The sequence below is a fragment of the Streptomyces sp. NPDC048254 genome (assembly GCF_043201895.1).
Taxonomy (GTDB): Bacteria; Actinomycetota; Actinomycetes; order Streptomycetales; family Streptomycetaceae; genus Streptomyces.
The window spans coordinates 24155-41544 of record NZ_JBICZJ010000021.1; the positions used below are offsets into that span (position 1 = coordinate 24155).

At 67.9% G+C, this 17390-nt stretch carries 9 protein-coding genes and 1 pseudogene; 3 read left to right on the top strand and 7 right to left on the bottom strand.

What is annotated here, in order from left to right; all coding sequences use genetic code 11:
* Positions 1–222 precede the first annotated feature (222 nt).
* From ACGFZQ_RS41665 to ACGFZQ_RS41675, 3 genes are all read right to left on the bottom strand, one after another.
* A complete protein-coding gene (locus tag ACGFZQ_RS41665; RefSeq protein ID WP_393844795.1) occupies positions 223–1986 on the bottom strand; it encodes an MOSC domain-containing protein in 1764 nt (587 codons plus the stop codon).
* Positions 1987–2095: 109 nt separating this feature from the next.
* Entirely contained in the window at positions 2096–2317 is a 222-nt protein-coding gene (locus ACGFZQ_RS41670) for a nuclear transport factor 2 family protein (protein WP_393844796.1), read from the bottom strand.
* A 240-nt stretch (positions 2318–2557) separates the two neighbouring features.
* On the bottom strand, positions 2558–3424 hold the full coding sequence (locus ACGFZQ_RS41675; protein ID WP_393844797.1) for an alpha/beta fold hydrolase: 867 nt from the start codon (positions 3422–3424) through the stop codon (positions 2558–2560).
* Between the two features lie 757 nt (positions 3425–4181).
* Here ACGFZQ_RS41675 and ACGFZQ_RS41680 point away from each other — a divergent pair.
* Positions 4182–4985 carry a pyridoxamine 5'-phosphate oxidase family protein gene (locus tag ACGFZQ_RS41680; RefSeq protein ID WP_393844798.1) on the top strand — a complete coding sequence of 268 codons (804 nt, stop codon included), beginning with the start codon at positions 4182–4184 and terminating at the stop codon, positions 4983–4985.
* 117 nt (positions 4986–5102) lie between these two features.
* Here the strand turns inward: ACGFZQ_RS41680 and ACGFZQ_RS41685 are convergent, their stop codons facing one another.
* On the bottom strand, positions 5103–5576 hold the full coding sequence (locus ACGFZQ_RS41685; protein ID WP_393844799.1) for a DUF1348 family protein: 474 nt from the start codon (positions 5574–5576) through the stop codon (positions 5103–5105).
* A 498-nt stretch (positions 5577–6074) separates the two neighbouring features.
* On the opposite strand from ACGFZQ_RS41685, the pseudogene ACGFZQ_RS41690 reads away from it, so the two are divergent.
* A pseudogene (locus ACGFZQ_RS41690) lies at positions 6075–6716 on the top strand (ISKra4 family transposase); the annotation flags it as partial.
* Positions 6717–6746: 30 nt separating this feature from the next.
* Here the strand turns inward: ACGFZQ_RS41690 and ACGFZQ_RS41695 are convergent.
* From ACGFZQ_RS41695 to ACGFZQ_RS41705, 3 genes are read right to left on the bottom strand one after another with little or no spacing between them, the layout of a single operon-like run.
* On the bottom strand, positions 6747–6875 hold the full coding sequence (locus ACGFZQ_RS41695; RefSeq protein WP_393844800.1) for a hypothetical protein: 129 nt from the start codon (positions 6873–6875) through the stop codon (positions 6747–6749).
* 7 nt (positions 6876–6882) lie between these two features.
* Complete coding sequence (locus ACGFZQ_RS41700) at positions 6883–8091, bottom strand: MFS transporter (protein ID WP_393844801.1); 1209 nt, start codon at positions 8089–8091, stop codon at positions 6883–6885.
* A gap of 18 nt (positions 8092–8109) precedes the next feature.
* On the bottom strand, positions 8110–10584 hold the full coding sequence (locus ACGFZQ_RS41705) for a lantibiotic dehydratase (RefSeq protein ID WP_393844802.1): 2475 nt from the start codon (positions 10582–10584) through the stop codon (positions 8110–8112).
* A gap of 1867 nt (positions 10585–12451) precedes the next feature.
* Between ACGFZQ_RS41705 and ACGFZQ_RS41710 the strand changes: the two genes are divergently transcribed.
* The gene (locus tag ACGFZQ_RS41710; protein ID WP_393844803.1) at positions 12452–17389 is read left to right on the top strand and encodes an amino acid adenylation domain-containing protein; all 4938 of its coding nucleotides are present in this window, start codon (positions 12452–12454) and stop codon (positions 17387–17389) included.
* The last annotated feature ends 1 nt before the right edge of the window (position 17390 follow it).

Here is a 17390-nt window from a genome sequence, read left to right on the forward strand (position 1 = left end):
GCCGCCTACGACGAGCAGGTCGAACTCCTCAACCGGGTCGACCATGTCGACCATCTCCGTCCTGTGTGGCATGCCCTCTGCCGCGGTCCGTCGAAGGAAAGGAGGGGCACGTGTCGTCGTGGGTAGATCACTCCTGGCTCCTGGGGCGTCCTCGGTGGGGATTGTAGAACCACGACGCTTCGCGGTGACGATGCCGGTCTGTGCACCGGCATCCCGGTCGACTCACAGATCCAAAACGACGCCTTCGGTGGGCTTGGAGCAGCAGATGAGGATGTTGCCTTCGGCTGGTGGTTCGACCGGATCAGGTGAGTAGTCGACGGTGCCGGACATCAGGGCGAGTTCGCAGGTGTGGCAGACGCCGGTGCGGCACGACCACTGGACGGGGACGTCGCATGCTTCGGCGAGTTCGAGCAGGGAGTCCTGACTGTTGTTCCAGGGGACAGTGAGACCGCTACGGGCGAAGGAGACGGGAGGACCGGTGCCGACGGGGCCTGCGGGCTGGTGGGGCGCGGGTGCGGTCGAGGAACCTTTCACTCCCGGGGTGAGGGAGGGCCCGGCGCCGAAGATCTCGGTGTGCACTCGCGACGTTTCCAGCCCGGCGTCGACGAGCGCGGTGGTGACACTGTTCATGAAACCCACGGGCCCGCAAAGGTAGGCGTCGGCGTCGGTCGGCAGGCCTAGACCCAAGATGCGGTTGGCCGAGAGCCGGCCGGCCTCTGTGTAGTCGACGCCCTTGCGGTCGGCGTCGCTCGGTTTGCTGTAAAAGATGCTTGACCGGGCGTTCGCAAGGCCTTCGATCAGGTCGTGGCTCTCCTGAGCAAAGGGATGCTCGGTGCTGTCACGGGCTGCGTGCAGCCACCACACCTGGCGCGGGGAGCGGTCACGCGCGAGCGCGTGGAGCATGGCCAGCACGGGAGTCACCCCCACTCCCGCGGACAGCAGCACCACCGGGTTGTCGCCTTTGGACAGGCAGAACGTTCCGCGGGGCGCGGCGGCCTCCAGGGTGTCGCCGACGCGTATGTGGGCGCGTAGCTCGTTGCTGGCAGCGCCGTGCGGTTCGACTTTGACGCTGATGCGGTACGTGCCGGTGCCGGGCTCGCCGGACAGGGAGTAGCTGCGGATCAGAGGCGGCACGTGTCCCTCGAGCGGGACCTTCACGGTGAGAAACTGACCGGGCAAAGCAGTGGGCAGTGCTGAACCGTCGGCTGCGGCCAGGGACAGCGAGAACACACTACGGCTCTCGGGCTGGATGCGCGTGACGGTCAGCGGGCGGAAGCCGGGCCAGCTGGGCGGCGGGGCAGTGGCGGCCTTGTTCAGCCCGGCGCTGCCCGAGGAGCCGTCGGCCGCCTCGCTGTCGGCCTGGTCCAGGAGAGTCTGCATGGAGCCCTGCCAGCCGGGACTGAGGGCCGGGATCCGCAGGGCCCGTTCGACCTGCTCGCGTGTGTGTCCCGGCAGGTAGAGCACCCGGTCGATCTCCTCGACGGTCATCGCCTCGGGGCCGGTGGAGACCTTGACGATCTCCTGCCCGGCCTCGACCTGGCCCTCCTCGATCACCCGCAGGTAGAAGCCGGGGCGGTGGTGGGCCACGAGCAGGGCCGCCATCTGCGGCTCTCCCATACGCAAGCCCACTCGGTAGCAGGTCACCCGGGGCTGGGTGACTTCGAAGAGCGCGCCGCCGATGCGGTAGCGGTCGCCGATGCAGACCTCGTCGTCCGGCAGTCCGTCGACGGTGAAGTTCTCCCCGAACTGGCCGGGCGCCAGGTCGTCGCGGCCCAGCTCCTTCGCCCAGAACAGGTAGGAATCGGTCTGGTAGACCAGTACCGCCCGCTGTTCGCCGCCATGCCCGCCCAGATCACCCTGGCCGTCGCCATCGATGTTGAGGCGCCGTACCATCTGCGGCCCGGCGACGGTTTGCTTGTACACGCCGGTGTGCACCGTCTTGCCGTGCCAGGGCACGTCGTGGGGCATCCCGACGTTCACTGCCATCAACGTGGCCACCACGCCACCTCTCTTACCGCTACTTCCCATGTCAGGAACTGGTAGAGCCTTGACAGGGAAGCGACTTGCATCGGTTCCGGGCCTCTTGGCCGCCGTCTCAGTCGCTTGCGGTCACGGCCCTGGCGACCAGGTCGGTGTCCTCGTACAGGTGCAGCCGGACCAAGTACCCTGACTCGACGGTGAAGTGGAAGGCGACGAGCATGCTGAGGTGGCGGCCGTTCGCTTTCACGACAGGGCTGAACCGGGCCAAGGCCACCGCGTCGGCGCCGTCGACGAGGATCTTGTCGATGTTCGTCTCGCTCTTTTCCGGGACGAACACCGGCCACAGGGTCTTGAAGGGGAACCTGTTCGTGTCGCGTGCGCCGACCTGCCCGCGGCAGCATGCTTTGGTCTCCAGGCACAAACCAGTCGATCTCCTCGGCGAAGACGTCGGCGACGCAGTCACCGAGCAGCCGGAAAAACCTCCCGCCGGTCTCTCGGACGCTGGCCTCCTGGGCTGTTTCATGAGTCATGCCTCCTCCTTTTTCGCCCAGGTGCAGCCCAGGATTCCGTCCGCGCCTCAGGTGAGGACGCGACCGAGGAACCCGTGGATGTAGCCGCTGATGGCATCCAGGTGCGTCTCCAGGGCGAAGTGCCCGGCCGGCAGCAGGTGGACTTCCGCGTCGGGCAGGTCACGGGAGAACGCCCGCGCGCCGTCCGGCCCGAAGATCTCGTCCCTCTCGCCCCAGACCGCGAGCACCGGCACCTGGCTGGTGCGGAAGTATTCCTGCAGCTGCGGGTAGCCGTCGATGTTGGTCGGGTAGTCACGGAACAGTGCCAGCTGCACCTCGTCGTTGCCTAGCCGGTCCAGCAGGGCCTGGTCGTGAAGCCAGTTGTCCGGGCTGACCAGGCTCTTGTCGGTGGCACCGTTCTCGTACTGCCAGCGGGTCGTCTCCGGGGCGAACTTGGCCCGCGCGCCCGGTTCGGTGTCGGGTCCGGGAGCGGTTGCGTAGGCGAACAGGTCGTCCCAGAAGGGCTTGGCGAACCCCTCCATGTAGGCGTTGCCACTCTGCGAGATAATCGTGGTGACTTCATAGGAGGGACTGAGGGCCAGCCGCCACCCGATAGGTGCCCCATAGTCGTGCACGTAGATGGAGAAGCGCTTGATGCCCAGCTGGTCGAGCAGCCCCCCAGTAATATTGGCCAGGTTGTCGAAGGTGTAGTCGAATTCTCCGACCTCGGGCATGGAGGACTGGCCGTAGCCGATGTGATCGGTAGCGATCACATGATACCGGTCGGCCAGTGCCGGGGTGAGATGACGGAACATGTGTGAGCTGCTGGGAAATCCATGCAGCAGCAGGACGACCGGTGCTTCAGTGGGACCAGCCTCGCGGTAGAAGACCTCTTGGCCGTTAACAGTCGCTGTTTTGTGGTGCGTGGAGAGCATGACGACCTCCTGGGATCTTCGAGCGCGGAATATGCGTCAAATCCGCCCGCAGGCAACCCCTTTCGCTGCGATGATCGGGAGGGGTGGTCACCTGCTCAGGCTCGGGAGTGTTTTCCCCTCGGCGGCGTGGCGCCTCGAGACAGATGGCGTTGGGCACAGCGTGTTCACGCTAGACCCGCCCCCCGGGGACAGCAACACAGAGACGGATAAGTGCGACCTTTTAGATTTTCTTTGCAGATGGAGAAACGAGAATCGCGGATGCATTAAGGCACGAGGAGGTTGCGGAGGGTCACCGTCCCGCTCTGTGGAGCGCAACTTGTCTGCAGCGCCAAATACTCGGGTAGGCCCGAACTTCAAATATGCGTCTTCACCTATCACTGCGCCGCCTCGCGATGGCTGCGGGTCTACGCTGGAATGAACCGTCCGCTCCCACCTATCGGATCGTCGGCCGTGCGGGTAGCCAGCTCTAGCGTGGTCATTCGCGGCATGAAAAAATTCTTCTTCCGACCGTATGCCGCCGCTGCCTGAAGGCGCTGACAGCAGTTAGGAATGCCACCATGCGCAATAGCAGCTCCCCTCTGGCCTCCTACCATAAGGGTGAGTTGGCCGCTCAGGACCGCGCAGGATTCCGTGAGCACGCCGATCACCTGCGCCCGATCATCAGTGACAGACTTCCCCGTGGTGCCCGCGACTTCCTTGCCGATCTGCGGTTCCTGGTTGTCGGAGCAACTGCACGCAGGCACTTGGCCCTCGCGAGGTGCTCATCGGAGCGCGCCTTTTGGATGTCGACCCGCTGGCGGTGGTCTTGGCGGCACCTGCACTTGTGGGCACTCTTGCCATCGACTTGAAAAACCGTCGACGACTGAGGATCAACGGTCGGACCGTGCCCGCGGCAGGTGGATTCAGACTTTCAGTGGACCAGGCATACGGCAATTGCCCCAAATACATCCAGGAGCAGCGCCGGATGATTGACACCGCGGACACGTTCTTCATTGCCTCCGCTTCCACGGCGGGTGACGCCGATGCCTCCCATCGCGGCGGCAACCCCGGCTTCGTCAGCAGCCTGTCCCCGCAACGGGTCCAATGGCCCGATTACGAGGGGAACACGATGCTGATGACCCTGGGAAATCTCACCGTCAACCCGGCCGCGGGCCTGTTGTTCATCGACTGGAAGGTCGGCAGGACCTTGCACCTGACAGGTACGGCGGTGATCGACTGGAGTGCGGACACCGCCGCTGAATTCCCCGGCGCGGAGAGAACGGTGGAGTTCCAGGTGGCCAAGGTCGTTCCACAGAGAGAGAAGATTACAGCTGTGAGGAGTCTCCGTAACTCCCCGCTCGGAATGAGTGACGTCATGGGGGAATCCTGCGAAAAATCCATAACTATTGCGCTTAGGCCAAAAAGCAGCAGGAGCGCGGTCCCGGCAAACTCAGAGAAAACCTCACGCCATCCGACCACAGTACCTCCCCTCATGCGCTCCAAGCTCAATCGCATGAAACTCGGTGCCCGCTTGCATGTTGCGAGGATGCAGAATTTAGTGAAACAGTCCCACTCGGACTGAGTACAGCCGACGCCTTAAGGGCCGGCCGGTTGCTCGGCGGCGCTAAAAATCTGCAGCACCGCCGAACAACCCGGCTCCCAGGTGTGGTCGTATCAGCTTCGCTTGGTCCTACGGATGTCAGAGGTCGAGTTCACTCAGACCCGGGTGGTCGTCGGGGCGGCGGCCCAGCGGCCAGTGGAACTTGCGCTCCGGCTCCTTGATCGGAAGGTCGTTGATACAGGCGTAGCGCCGGCGCATCAGGCCGTTGTCGTCGAACTCCCAGTTCTCGTTGCCGTACGAGCGGTACCAGTTGCCCGAGTCGTCGTGGCACTCGTAGGCGAAGCGCACCGCGATCCGGTTGCCGTCGAAGGCCCACAGCTCCTTGATCAGCCGGTAGTCCAGCTCCCGGTTCCACTTGCGCGTGAGGAAGGCGACGATCTCCTCGCGGCCGTCGGCGAACTCGGCGCGATTCCGCCAGCGCGAGTCCACGGTGTAGGCGAGAGCGACCTTCTCCGGGTCGCGGGAGTTCCAGCCGTCCTCGGCCAGACGTACCTTCTCGATGGCCGTCTCCCGGGTGAACGGAGGAAATGGGGGGCGCGATTCGTCGGTCATGTCGACTCCTGAGTCCGTGTCGTTGTCTCATAGAGGGGCGCGGATACCCGGGAGGAGGAAAGCCTGTCGGGCGCTGTTCACCACTGATAAGGCAGAAACTCACTGTTGAGCACGATTTCCACCCGGTCGCCCTCGGGGCCCGGCACGCGCAGGCGTAGCTGGTCATTTTGCTGTGATAGCGGCCAGCATCGGTCAGTTACGTGAGGTTCCCTGCAGGTTCTTCGTCTGCTGGTGGTACACGACTTACATGGCTCTGACCAGTACGAATGCGGGCTTTGAAGCAGGGCTCGCGGGCTCTGGCCCGCATATGGTCCGGATCTTGGTCGTGAACTGGGTGAAGCCGGAGTCGGAGAGGGTCTCGCTCAAGACGGAACGTGATGCGCGAAGCCGGGGGGACGAAGAGATCTTCTTGAAGTCGTCTACCTGGTGGCGCTGACCTGCGGTGATGCTGCTGCGAACCTCTCTGACCTGGGCCGATCCGTCTTTCTGGGCCTTTCACGCTCGAGCTGCTCGTACTCCCCGGATTCTCCCCAGGTCATCGTCGACGCCTTCGTCCGGGCCCACGACCGCGACCCGTACCACCACCGGCCATGGATCGTCCTCGTCGACGGCGCCCACCACCAGCTCAGCCTCATCCACGCCGAAGCCGAACGCCGCAACATCACCGTCCACGTCCTGCTCGACTTCATCTACCTGGCGGAGTATGTCTGGGCCGCCGTGCACGCCTTCCACACCCCGGCAGCCACGAGGCAGAGATCTGGGCCGCCGACCAACTCACTACGATCCTCGCAGGCGAATCACTCCGCGCCGCCGACGAGAATGCTGGCCCAGGGCGACCGTGAACGCCTGTCCGGCCAACGCCGCCAGGCCGTCGCCGCTACTTCACCGGCCACCTCGACCAGCTCCACTACACCGCACTCGAAGTCGGCTGGCCCATCGCCACCGGAGCGGTCGAAGGCAGCTGGCGCCCCCTCATCGGCGACCGCCTCGACATCGCCGGCGCCTGCTGGGGCCTCGAAGGAGCCGAAGCCGTCCCCCGTCTGCGCCCTCACCGCCAGCAACGACCTCGACGCCTACTGGACCTTCCACACCCAGCGCGAACGCCAACGGCTCAGCCCCAGCCCCAACCAGGACGGATAGACACTCACTGCCTGATCCACGACCTTCACTTCACAAGAGCTGCACTCGACGTACATAGGGCTCGACGTAGTCCAGGAAGCGTCTTGGGGCGACGCTGACGAGGCGGAACTCGCTGCCGTCGACCTGTCCGACGGTGGTCGTCGTGATCGTGGTCCGCACCTGTGGCTCAGTCCTCCCAGAGACGCAGCGGGCGTATCGCGAGAACGGCCGCGGCCAGGCGCACGGCGCCGCCGATCAGCCAGGGGGCTCGCAGATCGAGGTACGAAGCGACCATGCCCCCCGCGAGTGCGCCGAGAGGCTGTGCACCCCACGCCAGCATGAGACTCGCCGAGGCGACCCGGGCCTGGAGATCCGCCGGCACCAGCCGCTGCCGCTGGGAGACGGCCGCAACGGTCCAGATCGTCCCGCAAGCGCTGGACAGCGCGGTCAGGGCCCCCACGGCGATCAGGGACGGCCCGACAGCCGCAACAGCGATCATTGACAGGGGTGCGACGGTGATGGTGCCGAAGACCGCACGTCGGCCGCCGATCCGCGCCAGCAGCGGACGGCTCGCGAGAGCGCCCACAATGCCGCCCAGGGCGGTCGTGCTGAGCAGGAGTCCGTAGCGATGTGGTCCGATGAAGAGCACCAGGGTGGAAGTCGTCATGAAGTTGGCGAAGTTGGCGACGGCAACCAGGGCGACGGCGGTCCGCAGCAGCCGGTGCCGGGCAAGCCAGCGCAAGCCCACCAGCACCTCCGTACGGATCGGCCGACGCGGTCGCGGCGGCGCGGCCGGTCGGGCCGACATCCTGACGATCAGCAGCATGGACAGCGCGAAGGTACCCGCGTCCACCCAGAACGGCAGGAAGCGGCCCGCCGCGAAGAGCGCGGCCCCCGCCGCGGGGCCCAGGAAGGTCTGCGCCACCGACTCGGCTGTGAACAGCCTGCTGTTCGCGACGACCAGTTGCTTGGGCGGCACCACCGTGGGCAGCATGGCCTGCCCCGCACTTCTCGCCGAGACCGCGCCGATGCCCACCGCGAACGCAAGCCCGTACAACGGCCACATGCCCTGCGCCGGCCAGCGCGCGTACAGGCCCAGCAGGCTGACACACAGCAGTTGCAGACCCTGTGCCCCGACCAGCAGCCGACGCCCGTCTGAGCGGTCGGCTATCGCGCCGGCTTGCAGGGAGAAGACCAGCCACGGCAGTGTCCCTGCCATCGTCAGTCCGGAGATCAGCTGCGGGTCCCGCGTCAGTCCCGCAGCGAGGAGAGGCAGCGCCGCGACGAAGATGCCATCGCCCAGCACCGAGACGGTGCCCGCCGACCAGTAGAGGTACCAGTCGCGGCCGAAGCCGCTAGACGTCGTCCGGCGCACAGTTGTGTGAGAGTCGCTCATCGCCGTCCCGGCCCCGGCCTACCAGTCCGACCCGGTACCGGTGGTGAAGGCGCTGAAGCGCAGCTCCGAGGTGTGGAGTCGGCCGCCCACTCGCAGCCAGAGCCCGTCGTCAGCCGGCAACATCTCCGACACGACGACGGGCTCGGTGCTCTTGCGGACCAGTCGGCACAGCTGCCGTACCAGCAGCGGCGCCGTCCAGTCCACGTACACCGGCTTCTGCTCCGCTGCGACCTTGACGTAGCAGCGTTCAGGCATGCCCAGCTCCCTGCGCAGCCGGTCGCACGCCGCGAAGAAGCGGGTGTCGTCCGAGAGAAGGCCGAACTCCTCGACCGGCACCGACCAGCACTCCCGCTGGAGTACGACCCGGCCGCACATCAAGCGGGGTAGATGCCTGTCCCGCAGCGGCACGGGCCCTCCGCTGAAGTGCCGCGGAAAGGAGAACGCCATGAGCGGATCGACCATGACAGTCAGGTCGCCGGCCGGCGGCGCCGTCAGGCGCAGCTCACGGCCCGCGCCGTCGCGCAACCGCAGGCGGGAATCCGTTGTCTCGATGACGAGCTCGTGGGGTGTGACGACCTCGCCCTGCGCACGCTCCATGTGCCCGCGTGCCTCGAGCACCAGCCCGGGCAGGTCGACCTGGGCGAAGGTCTTGTTCCGGTGCACCCCCGCGAGATCGGCCAGCACCTCGTGCGGTTGCAGCAGCCCGCGGTAGAGCGCGGCGGTCTCCTCGGCCAGTGCCGGATACTCACGCTGCAACAGGTGGGCCCAACTGCTGTGGGTCAGTAGCTCGCGGGTCGCATGGCACTCACCCAGCACGGCCACGAACCGGCCCTCGGCCATGGACTCGGCACCGGCGCTGTGGAAGAGGACATCCGGATTGCAGAGCGCCGGGATCGTACGGGGATGGCGGCTGAGCAACGCGTCCAGCGCGACGGGGTCAAGTTCGACGACCGACGCCGATCTTTCCCCGCTCGCCTCGACCAGTGCCCGGACGTCGCGGTGCAACTCCTCCACGGCTTCGGCCACGGCACGGCAGCGGTTCGCGATCTCCGTGCGCTCGGCGATGAAGGCGGCGAAGACCTCGGGGTACGCGGTGCGGGTGCCGACACCGAAGCGCTCGGTCATCCAGTCGTGCAGGATCCGGCGCTCCATCGAGAACCGGAGCCTAGGGCCGGCCAGCACCAGGTCGTAGGCCAGCCCCAGGTCCCTTTCGACCACGGTGGCGAGCGCACTGCCAAAGCTGGCGTCGGTCAACACGCTGCGGCATTCCTCGAAGACGGGGCTCCGGTCGGCGTAGTGGTGGCCGCGGCCCCGGTTGGCCTGGTGCCCCGTGTGCGCCGTGAACACCGCCTTGAGTTCAGCGAGCAGTCGCGGGCGTTCCTCGTATGCGGCCGACGTGAACTGCCCGAGCAGCGCATCCAGCTGGTCCAGGCCGGCCGCGGTGGTCGCGGAGAGCCACTGCCGGTGGGGCTTCAGCACGTCTTGCAGCCACCCCCAGGTGTCCGGGCAACCCACCGGTACCTCGATGCCCTCGACGACCGCCCCGGCCTCGAGCAGCCGGGCGACGGCCCGGTCGGCCCGCTCACCCCGATCCCCGACCGGTCCGGTGAGCGCGGCGGCGAGCGCGCCGCGTTCCATGGGCGCCCGGAGTGCCTGAAAGACCTCCGCCTCGTCGTCGTCCAGATTCAGTTCGGCGGCAACCCGGTATCCGTACCGCGGGGGGTGTCCGTCCTCGTCGGTGTACCGGTACACGATGAGTCGGCGGCCGGTGAGTAACGCGAAGGGGTAGCGGCGCACCCGGCTGGCGAGGCCCTCGGCCGCGCAGACGTCGGCGATCGCCTGGGCAGCCCAGTGGCTGAGGAGCGTGACCCGGCTTGCGGTGCCCGCCGTCCCGAAGCCGATGGCGCCGTCGCCCTCGCGCCGGACCGGTGTGTACGGGCCGAAGTGGGCATGCGTCTCGTTCTTGGAGGTCACCCGCTGGAGATAGCGGATCAGCAGGTCGCCCAGGCGCCCGGTGGCCGAGGGAGAGCGGTCCGGGGCGAAGAGTGTGTCCACGATCACCGGGAAGCCGTCGTCGTTGGAGAGCAGCAGGGCATCGCGCAGGGAGGCGTCGTTCCGGAAAAGGTCGAGGGTCTGGTCCCGGCCGGTGCCGAGGGACTTTGCGTACGCGGTGCGAAACTCGGCCCACTGGGCGTCGGCCCGGTCCACCTCGCCGTTCCAGGCTTCGTACCTGTCCGCCCGGCGGTCGTGCCCCGCGTCCCGGGCGGCCTGCACGGTGCTCCGCCGTATCGGGACCAGCTGGCCGACGCGGCTGAGCGCGGCGCCGTGGGCATTGCGCTGTTCGGGCTCCACGGGCTCGGCCTTGAAAGTCCCGGCGGTCGCCCGTAGGGCCTCCTCACCCCTCAGGGCCGCGCGTGCCAGATCGCACAGTGCCTCGTCTCGTAACTCGGCGAGGAGGTCGAACGGGTACCCAGCCTGCCTCAGGAGGGCCATGGGGCCAAGTGTCCAGGGAAGAGCGGTCATGGTGTGCCCCTCGGGATTGCGGTGTGGAAGGAGATGACGGCGTCAGCGGGTGCGACCGCCGGGAAGCGGCCGGTCAGGCGGAAACGGCCTGTTCGGAAGTCGTGCCGGGCACATGTCCCGGTGGTGAGGGCGGGCCGGGTACGGGCGGCGCACACGCGCCGGACGCCTTCGCTGAGCGCGGCCGTGACGGCGCAGCCGACGGCCGCGCGGCGGCAGTGCGACGGCCCCGAAGGCCGACGCGCATCGCCGGTGGGCGCACCCGTCGGCAGTTCTGGTGCGACAGCTGGTGTGGGCGGGTGCCGCCGAGCCTGGCAGACGCCGCGCTCAGTCGCGATGCGTCGAGCAGCTCGGGCGGTGCCCCGCACGCGGAGGCGGACACCGTGGACGGCCATGGGTCGGCGTACCTTCAGCTGGTGGCGCGTCTCGGGCGCCACGCACGCGGGCGACAGCGGACGGGGGGAGCTCGCCGTGCCGCCGGCGTGCGGCAGTACAACCACGCGCGACTGCTCCCGCACAGGTGCGATGTAGTCCCGGAGTCTGGAACGTGGCGCCGGGCTGGGCCGGGTCACTGCCTGCCTCCTCTGGACGAGTCTCTCCACGTGCCCGCGGGCATAAGACGAGGGTGCTCAACATCCGTTTGTGACAACGAATTTGACCACCCTGGTGACCGCACTGTACGTGAAGATCGACGACGACTGGGCTGGGATCGCACGACTGACGGGCAGGCCACCGAGACGGAGTCACTCCGAGTTGCCGTGCCTGGCCGGCATGCCGGCCTCAGCACCCGCTTCCCCCTATGGCAGGTGATCACCGACCTCTTCGCGGATCTCGCCGAGCACCGCGGAACCGCAGTTGCCACACGCGGAAGCCGGCCGCGGTCGGGCGGCTGGGCCGACCCCAGGGCACGAGCGTCACCGCGTCGGGGTAGTACCGCGGCGTGGGGGCCGGAGCCGCTCAAGCCTCCAGGCCGAACTCGCACACCAGGCCGTGCGATCGGTTCCTCACTGCGCACCACTCGGCGTTGTTCCGGGTGGCGGCCGCGACCATGAGCTGCTCAACGTTGTCATGCGCGGATCATTGCTGGTTCCGGGCTGGCTGGCGAACGCTTTTCCGGTGTCGGCAGGAGGGTCGACGCGCCCCTTGGAGATGCCTGCGGCCCTCGGTGTCGGGGGCGATCCCGCCCTGCTCGAGCTGCCGCGCCTCCGCCGTGTACAGCACCCGGCGCCGAGTTCATCCGGATACGGCGCCACCCCCTCCGGATTGGCCCGCAATGACCCGATCAAACCATCGAAATGCCTCCCATTGTGTCAATGAACTGAAAATTCGGAAGCAGTAAAGTAGTTCCTCGACGTCTACGGGAGGCGCTCATGTCGTGGTCGCGTCGCCAGCCTGACCATAGCCGCTGACCTGCATGGACGTGATCTTCTGCGCCATGCCCACCGGTCGCAGCGCGCATATTGCCCCTTCCTCGGCCGATTTCGAGCACTATCTCTTTGCGGTCGCCGAGCCCCATGAGTGCCCGTTACATCGGAGTGACTTCTTCCGCTTGACATGCTTGCGTTAGTCACTGGTGATCGACTATGGTCGTCAATTGCGTGCCGAGCACCAACCGAATCAAGTGTGCACCATCGACCGGCGGGGAAATCGACGTGCATTTACCGGACAAGCTCGAACCGCCGGTCGGGCGAGTTGCGAAGATGCACTTGCCGCTATTTTTCGCAACAAGCATGTGGACCGCTTCCCGGATACATTTCCGGGATACCCCAGGATGCTGCGAGGCTGAACGGTGAAAAACCGGGAGTCGGTAGAAGTCGGACCTAGTCGCACATGGCCCGAGGTGGCCGGGATCCCGGGGCTCTTCCGCCGCAGCGCTCTGCGCTCCCCGGGAGCCGTAGCTGTCCAGGACGCGGCCGGTTGCCTGACCTACGCTCAGCTGGACTCTTGGTCGGACTGGCTTGCGGCGCGCCTGCTCGGCCGAGGTCAGCCAGGAGACGTGGTGGCGGTCTGCCTGCCGCGCGGACGTCTCCTGATCGTCGCCCTGCTGGCCGCGGTGAAGGCGGGAATGCCGTACTTACCACTTTCCCTCGATGATCCGGCGGCAAGAAGACTGCAACTGCTGAATGTCTCCGGCGCACGGCTGGTCCTCGTCGATGAGAGCACTGCCGAGCTTATGCAGCCGAGCGACGGCATTGATTCGTTACTCCTCGGAGACGAACTGCCGAAGATTACCGACGAGGAATCCGTACTGCCGGATCCGGTCGATCGGGGCGACTCTCATCCGGTGTACGTACTTTTCACTTCCGGAAGCACAGGAAAGCCGAAGGGTGTTCTTCTCCCGTCCGGCGCATTGATCAACCGTCTGCTCTGGATGCAGGAGCAGTTCCAGTTCAATTCCGCCGACCGGTTCCTGCAGAAAACGCCGTACACCTTCGATGTCAGCGGCTGGGAGTTCTGGAATCCGCTGATCGCGGGTGCCACGCTGGTCATGCTCCCGCCGGACGCGCACTCCGATCCGGGCGAGGTCGCGCGGTGGATCAACGAGCAGGCCATCACCCTGTGCCATTTCGTTCCGTCGATGCTGGGCGAGTTCCTCCGCCAGCCCGGAGCAGCGCTCTGCACGTCGCTCCGTGCGGTCTTCTGCAGCGGAGAGGCGCTCGCACCCGGACATGTGCGCCGCTTCTACACCGTCCTGGGCGCCACAGAGCTCTACAACCTCTACGGTCCGACGGAAGCCGCGATCGACGTCACCTGGTGGCACTGCCCACGCGATCCCGCCCTGGAGCACACGCTGCTGGGCCATCCCGTCGCCAACTGCACGCTCGCTGTTGTCGGCCCCGGCCTCGCACCGGTGCCCTTCGGTGAGACAGGGGAGCTTGCCATCGGCGGCGTGCCGCTGGCCGTCGGCTATCTCGGCGCCCCGGAGCTGACCGCCCGAGCCTTCGTCGAGGCTCCCCCGTGGGCGGGCGTGCGGCGGCTTTACCTCACCGGAGATCTGGTACGGCAGACCTTGGGCGGACTCGAATATCTGGGACGCCGGGATTCGCAGGCGAAGATCCGCGGTCAGCGGGTCGAGCTCACTGCGGTGGAGGACGCCCTGCGTGAACTCCCTGACGTCGCCGACGCCGCCGCGGCAGCGGTGTCCCGCGGCGAGTTCACCGACCTGTGCGCGCTCGTCACCCCCACGGAGGACAGCGCGGGCGCCGGCTCCGACACGGCCGTCGACGGGCAGGCGTTGCGGGCCGCTCTGCAGCTCACCCTTCCCGCAAACCATGTGCCGACGGTCGTGTTCCAAGTGGATGCGCTGCCGCTGAGCGAGAGCGGCAAGGTCGCCCGTTTGCGCGTGAAGGAGATCATCGAGGAGCGGCTCGAAGCCCGGTTCCTCGAGGGACAGCCGACGGCGACCACCGACATGCCGGCGGATCGCTCCGAGCCGTCCGCCGACCACCTCTGGCGCACTGCCACGGGATTCCTGTCGCCAGACGCCACTGTCGGCTTCCTCGACAGCGGCGGTCACAGTCTCAGTGCCGCCCGACTGGCCGGGGTGCTACAAGAGCAGTACGGGATCCGGGTGCCCCTGGGGGAAATCCTCGGAGGCGGCTTCTCCCTGGCGCGACTGCGGGCCCTGATCGCGCAGGCCCATCCCGGCGTGGCGACGGACGCGGTCGCCGACCGGGACATCGAACTCACCTCGCTTCCGCCGCACCAGCGCGGACTCTGGACCTGGTCGCGGCTCTTCCCGGACTGTCCCGCCTACAACGTCCGTGCCTTGCTGGGCCTCGACGGACCGGTCGACGTGGCGGCCCTGGAACGGGCGCTGCGTCTGCTGGTGGAAAGGCACCCGGTCCTTCGGGCTACCTTCTACGACAACGGCACGGACGTGGAGCTGCGCTCCCACCGGATCGAGGAAGCGACACCAGTCCTGCGGGTGGGTCCGGCGGCCGAGATCACCGACCCGGTCCTCGACCACGTCTTCCGTCCGGACGCGCTGCCGCGGCTCGTGGCCGGGCTTGCCCACGGCCCCGAGGGGGAGGCCACACTCCTGCTCGCCATGGACCACCTCGTGGCCGACCAGCACGCGATGAGCCTCGCGCTCGGGGAACTGGCCGCACTCTACGAGGGGAGCGATCTCCCGGCTCCGCGCTCGGCCTGGGGACATGAGCCGACGCGATCCCAGGATGAGCTGGACTTCTGGCGTGAGCGGCTCAGGAACGCACCCGAGCGTGTGGAACTCCCCTTCCGCCGGCCCCGGTCCGCGTCACCGTCCTACCGCGGTGACTCCCGCGACGTGTCTCTCGGCCCCCGGCTCACCAAGGTTTTCGAAGAGTTCTGTGCCCGTGAGGGGGTCACTCCGTTCACAACGGTGCTCACCGCGTTCTCCCGCAGGCTGGCACTGTGGACCGGGTCGGACGACCTCGTGGTCGGCGTTCCCGTGTCGGGCCGCCGATCAGAGGCGGAACACGCTTCCCTGGGCAACTTCATGCGAACCGTTCCGGTCCGTCTCTCGCCCTCTGCTGATGCCCTGGAGCCACAGGACGTCCGGCGCTCGGCCCAGGAGCTCTACACGTCGGCCGAACACGCGTCGGTACCCTTCGACGAGATCGTCGCTTCGACGGGTCGGAGTCGGACGCTGTCCTACAACCCGTTGTTCCAGGTCTGGTGCAACGATGTCAGCCACGCCGATCTGCCGGACGGGTTGGGCACGGCCTCCGCGAAGGTGCTGAACCCGCCCGACCGCTGGTCGCTCTTCGACATCGGCATGTATCTGTACCGTGACCGCGAGACGGGTATGAGGCTGCGGCTCACCTACGGCACAGATGTCTGGGACGAGCCCACCGCGTCCGAGTTCCTGGGCCAGTGCGCCGACGACCTCGCCGCGCTGGTGGGGGGCGCTGCCATGGCGCCGTCCGCGCGCGAGGGGGAACTTCGGCCGCTGCCCGGCGAATTGGGGCGTACCAACACCGATCTGGCCCGCGCGGTGCTCAGCCACGCCCAGTCGACGCCCACGCGCCCCGCACTGGTACCTGCGGACGGACAGGCGGTCAGCTACGACCGGCTCGCCGACCACATCGGCCACGTGCGCTCCTCGATCGCTGCGGCCGCCGAGCGGACCGTGGCCGAACGGCTGGTCGTCTCGGTCTCCGCCCGCAGCTCGGTCGGCTTCGCCGCGCAGTTGTTCGGGTGCTGGCTCGCGGACGCCGTACCGCTGTTGCTGGACCCCGGGCTCCCGGACGCATGGCGGGCCGAGGCGGAACGGGCGGCGGGCGTCGGGCTCGTACTCGAGCCGACGGAGTTGTCCCGGCCGGTCGACCGGTCGACCACCAGGCACGACACCCGGCAGGGCGATGCGGCTCGCGCCCCGGGCCACCTACTGACGACCTCAGGCACCACAGGCGTACCGGCGGTCGTCGAGGTGCCCGCGGACGCCCTGCCCGGCCTGCTGGCGGGCTACCGGGCCGAACTCGGCCTGACGGCCGACGACGTCTTCGCCCTGGTCGCGGCCCCCGGGCACGATCCGGTCTTCCGTGACCTCGTCCTGCCGCTGGCGCTCGGCGCGACCGTGCATCTGCCGCGTCCCGAGGACCGCGATCCGCGCGGTCTGGTGCGCTGGCTCGACGACGTGCGCGCGACCGTTCTGCATGTCACCCCCTCCCAGATACAGCTGGCCGTGGCCGCCGAGCCCGTCCGCGTCCTGGACGCGCTCAAAGCGGTGGTGTTGCACGGCGAGACCCTGCGCTACGGCACAGTGGAGGCGGCCCGGCGGCTCGCGCCGAACGCGCGCCTGTACAACCTCTACGGGACGACCGAGACGCCGCAGGCCGCTTCGCTGCGGCTCATCGGGGCCGAGGAGACCGGAGAGCCCGGCGACGCCGTGCCGCTGGGGCCGACCGCACCGGGCCGCGCCGTCGAGGTGGTCGGACCGCAGGGTGCCCGAGGCGTCGGGATCCTCGGCGAGATGGTGGTGCGCGGGCACGGGCTCGGTCTCGGCTCACCCGACGATCCCCGGTTCTCCCTGGACGGCGGGGCGGACGGCGCCGATGTCGGGCTCTCGCACCGCTATCGCACAGGTGACCTCGCCCGGCAACGGCCGTCGGGGCTGATCGAGCCGGCCGGCCGGGCGGACCGGCAGTCCGCGGTACGCGGACACCGCGTCCAGCTCGACGGCATCGAGTCGGTGCTCGGCGCCGTCCCCGGAGTCGAGAGCTGCCATGTCGCTGTGGACGAGCGCACGGTCCGCCTCCTCGCGTGGTGGACCGGATCGGCCCGGGTGACCGACGCCGACATCCGCGGGGTGCTGCGCTCCAGGCTCCCCGAGCCGTCCGTGCCTCTCGTCATCCACGTCGACGCGCTCCCCCTGACCCCCAGGGGAAAGATCGATACCAGAGAACTGATCCGGCGTACCGTTCCCGAAGCCCCCACTGACATGGCCAAGCCGCTCGGCGGCACCGCGCTGGTCGAACTCCTGCTGCGCACGACGGCGGCTCTGCATCCCGGGCTGGAGCTGGGCCCGGACGACAACCTGTTCGCGGCGGGCCTGTCCTCCCTGAGCCTGCTGCGACTGTTCGAGACGGTCCGCTCCGAGGCCGGGGACGTGCTGACCATCGCCGACTTCTTCCGCTATCCCACCGCCCGCGATCTGGCCGGACGAGCCGCGGGCACCTCGGTCCCGCGACGTCTCGCGAGGAAGCAGGACACCGAGGAACTTTCGTTGCGCCGGGCCTTGCGCCGCCGCGCCTCGCAGGCGCGGCCAGTTCCCACTGCCAGAGAGGTGCGCTGAG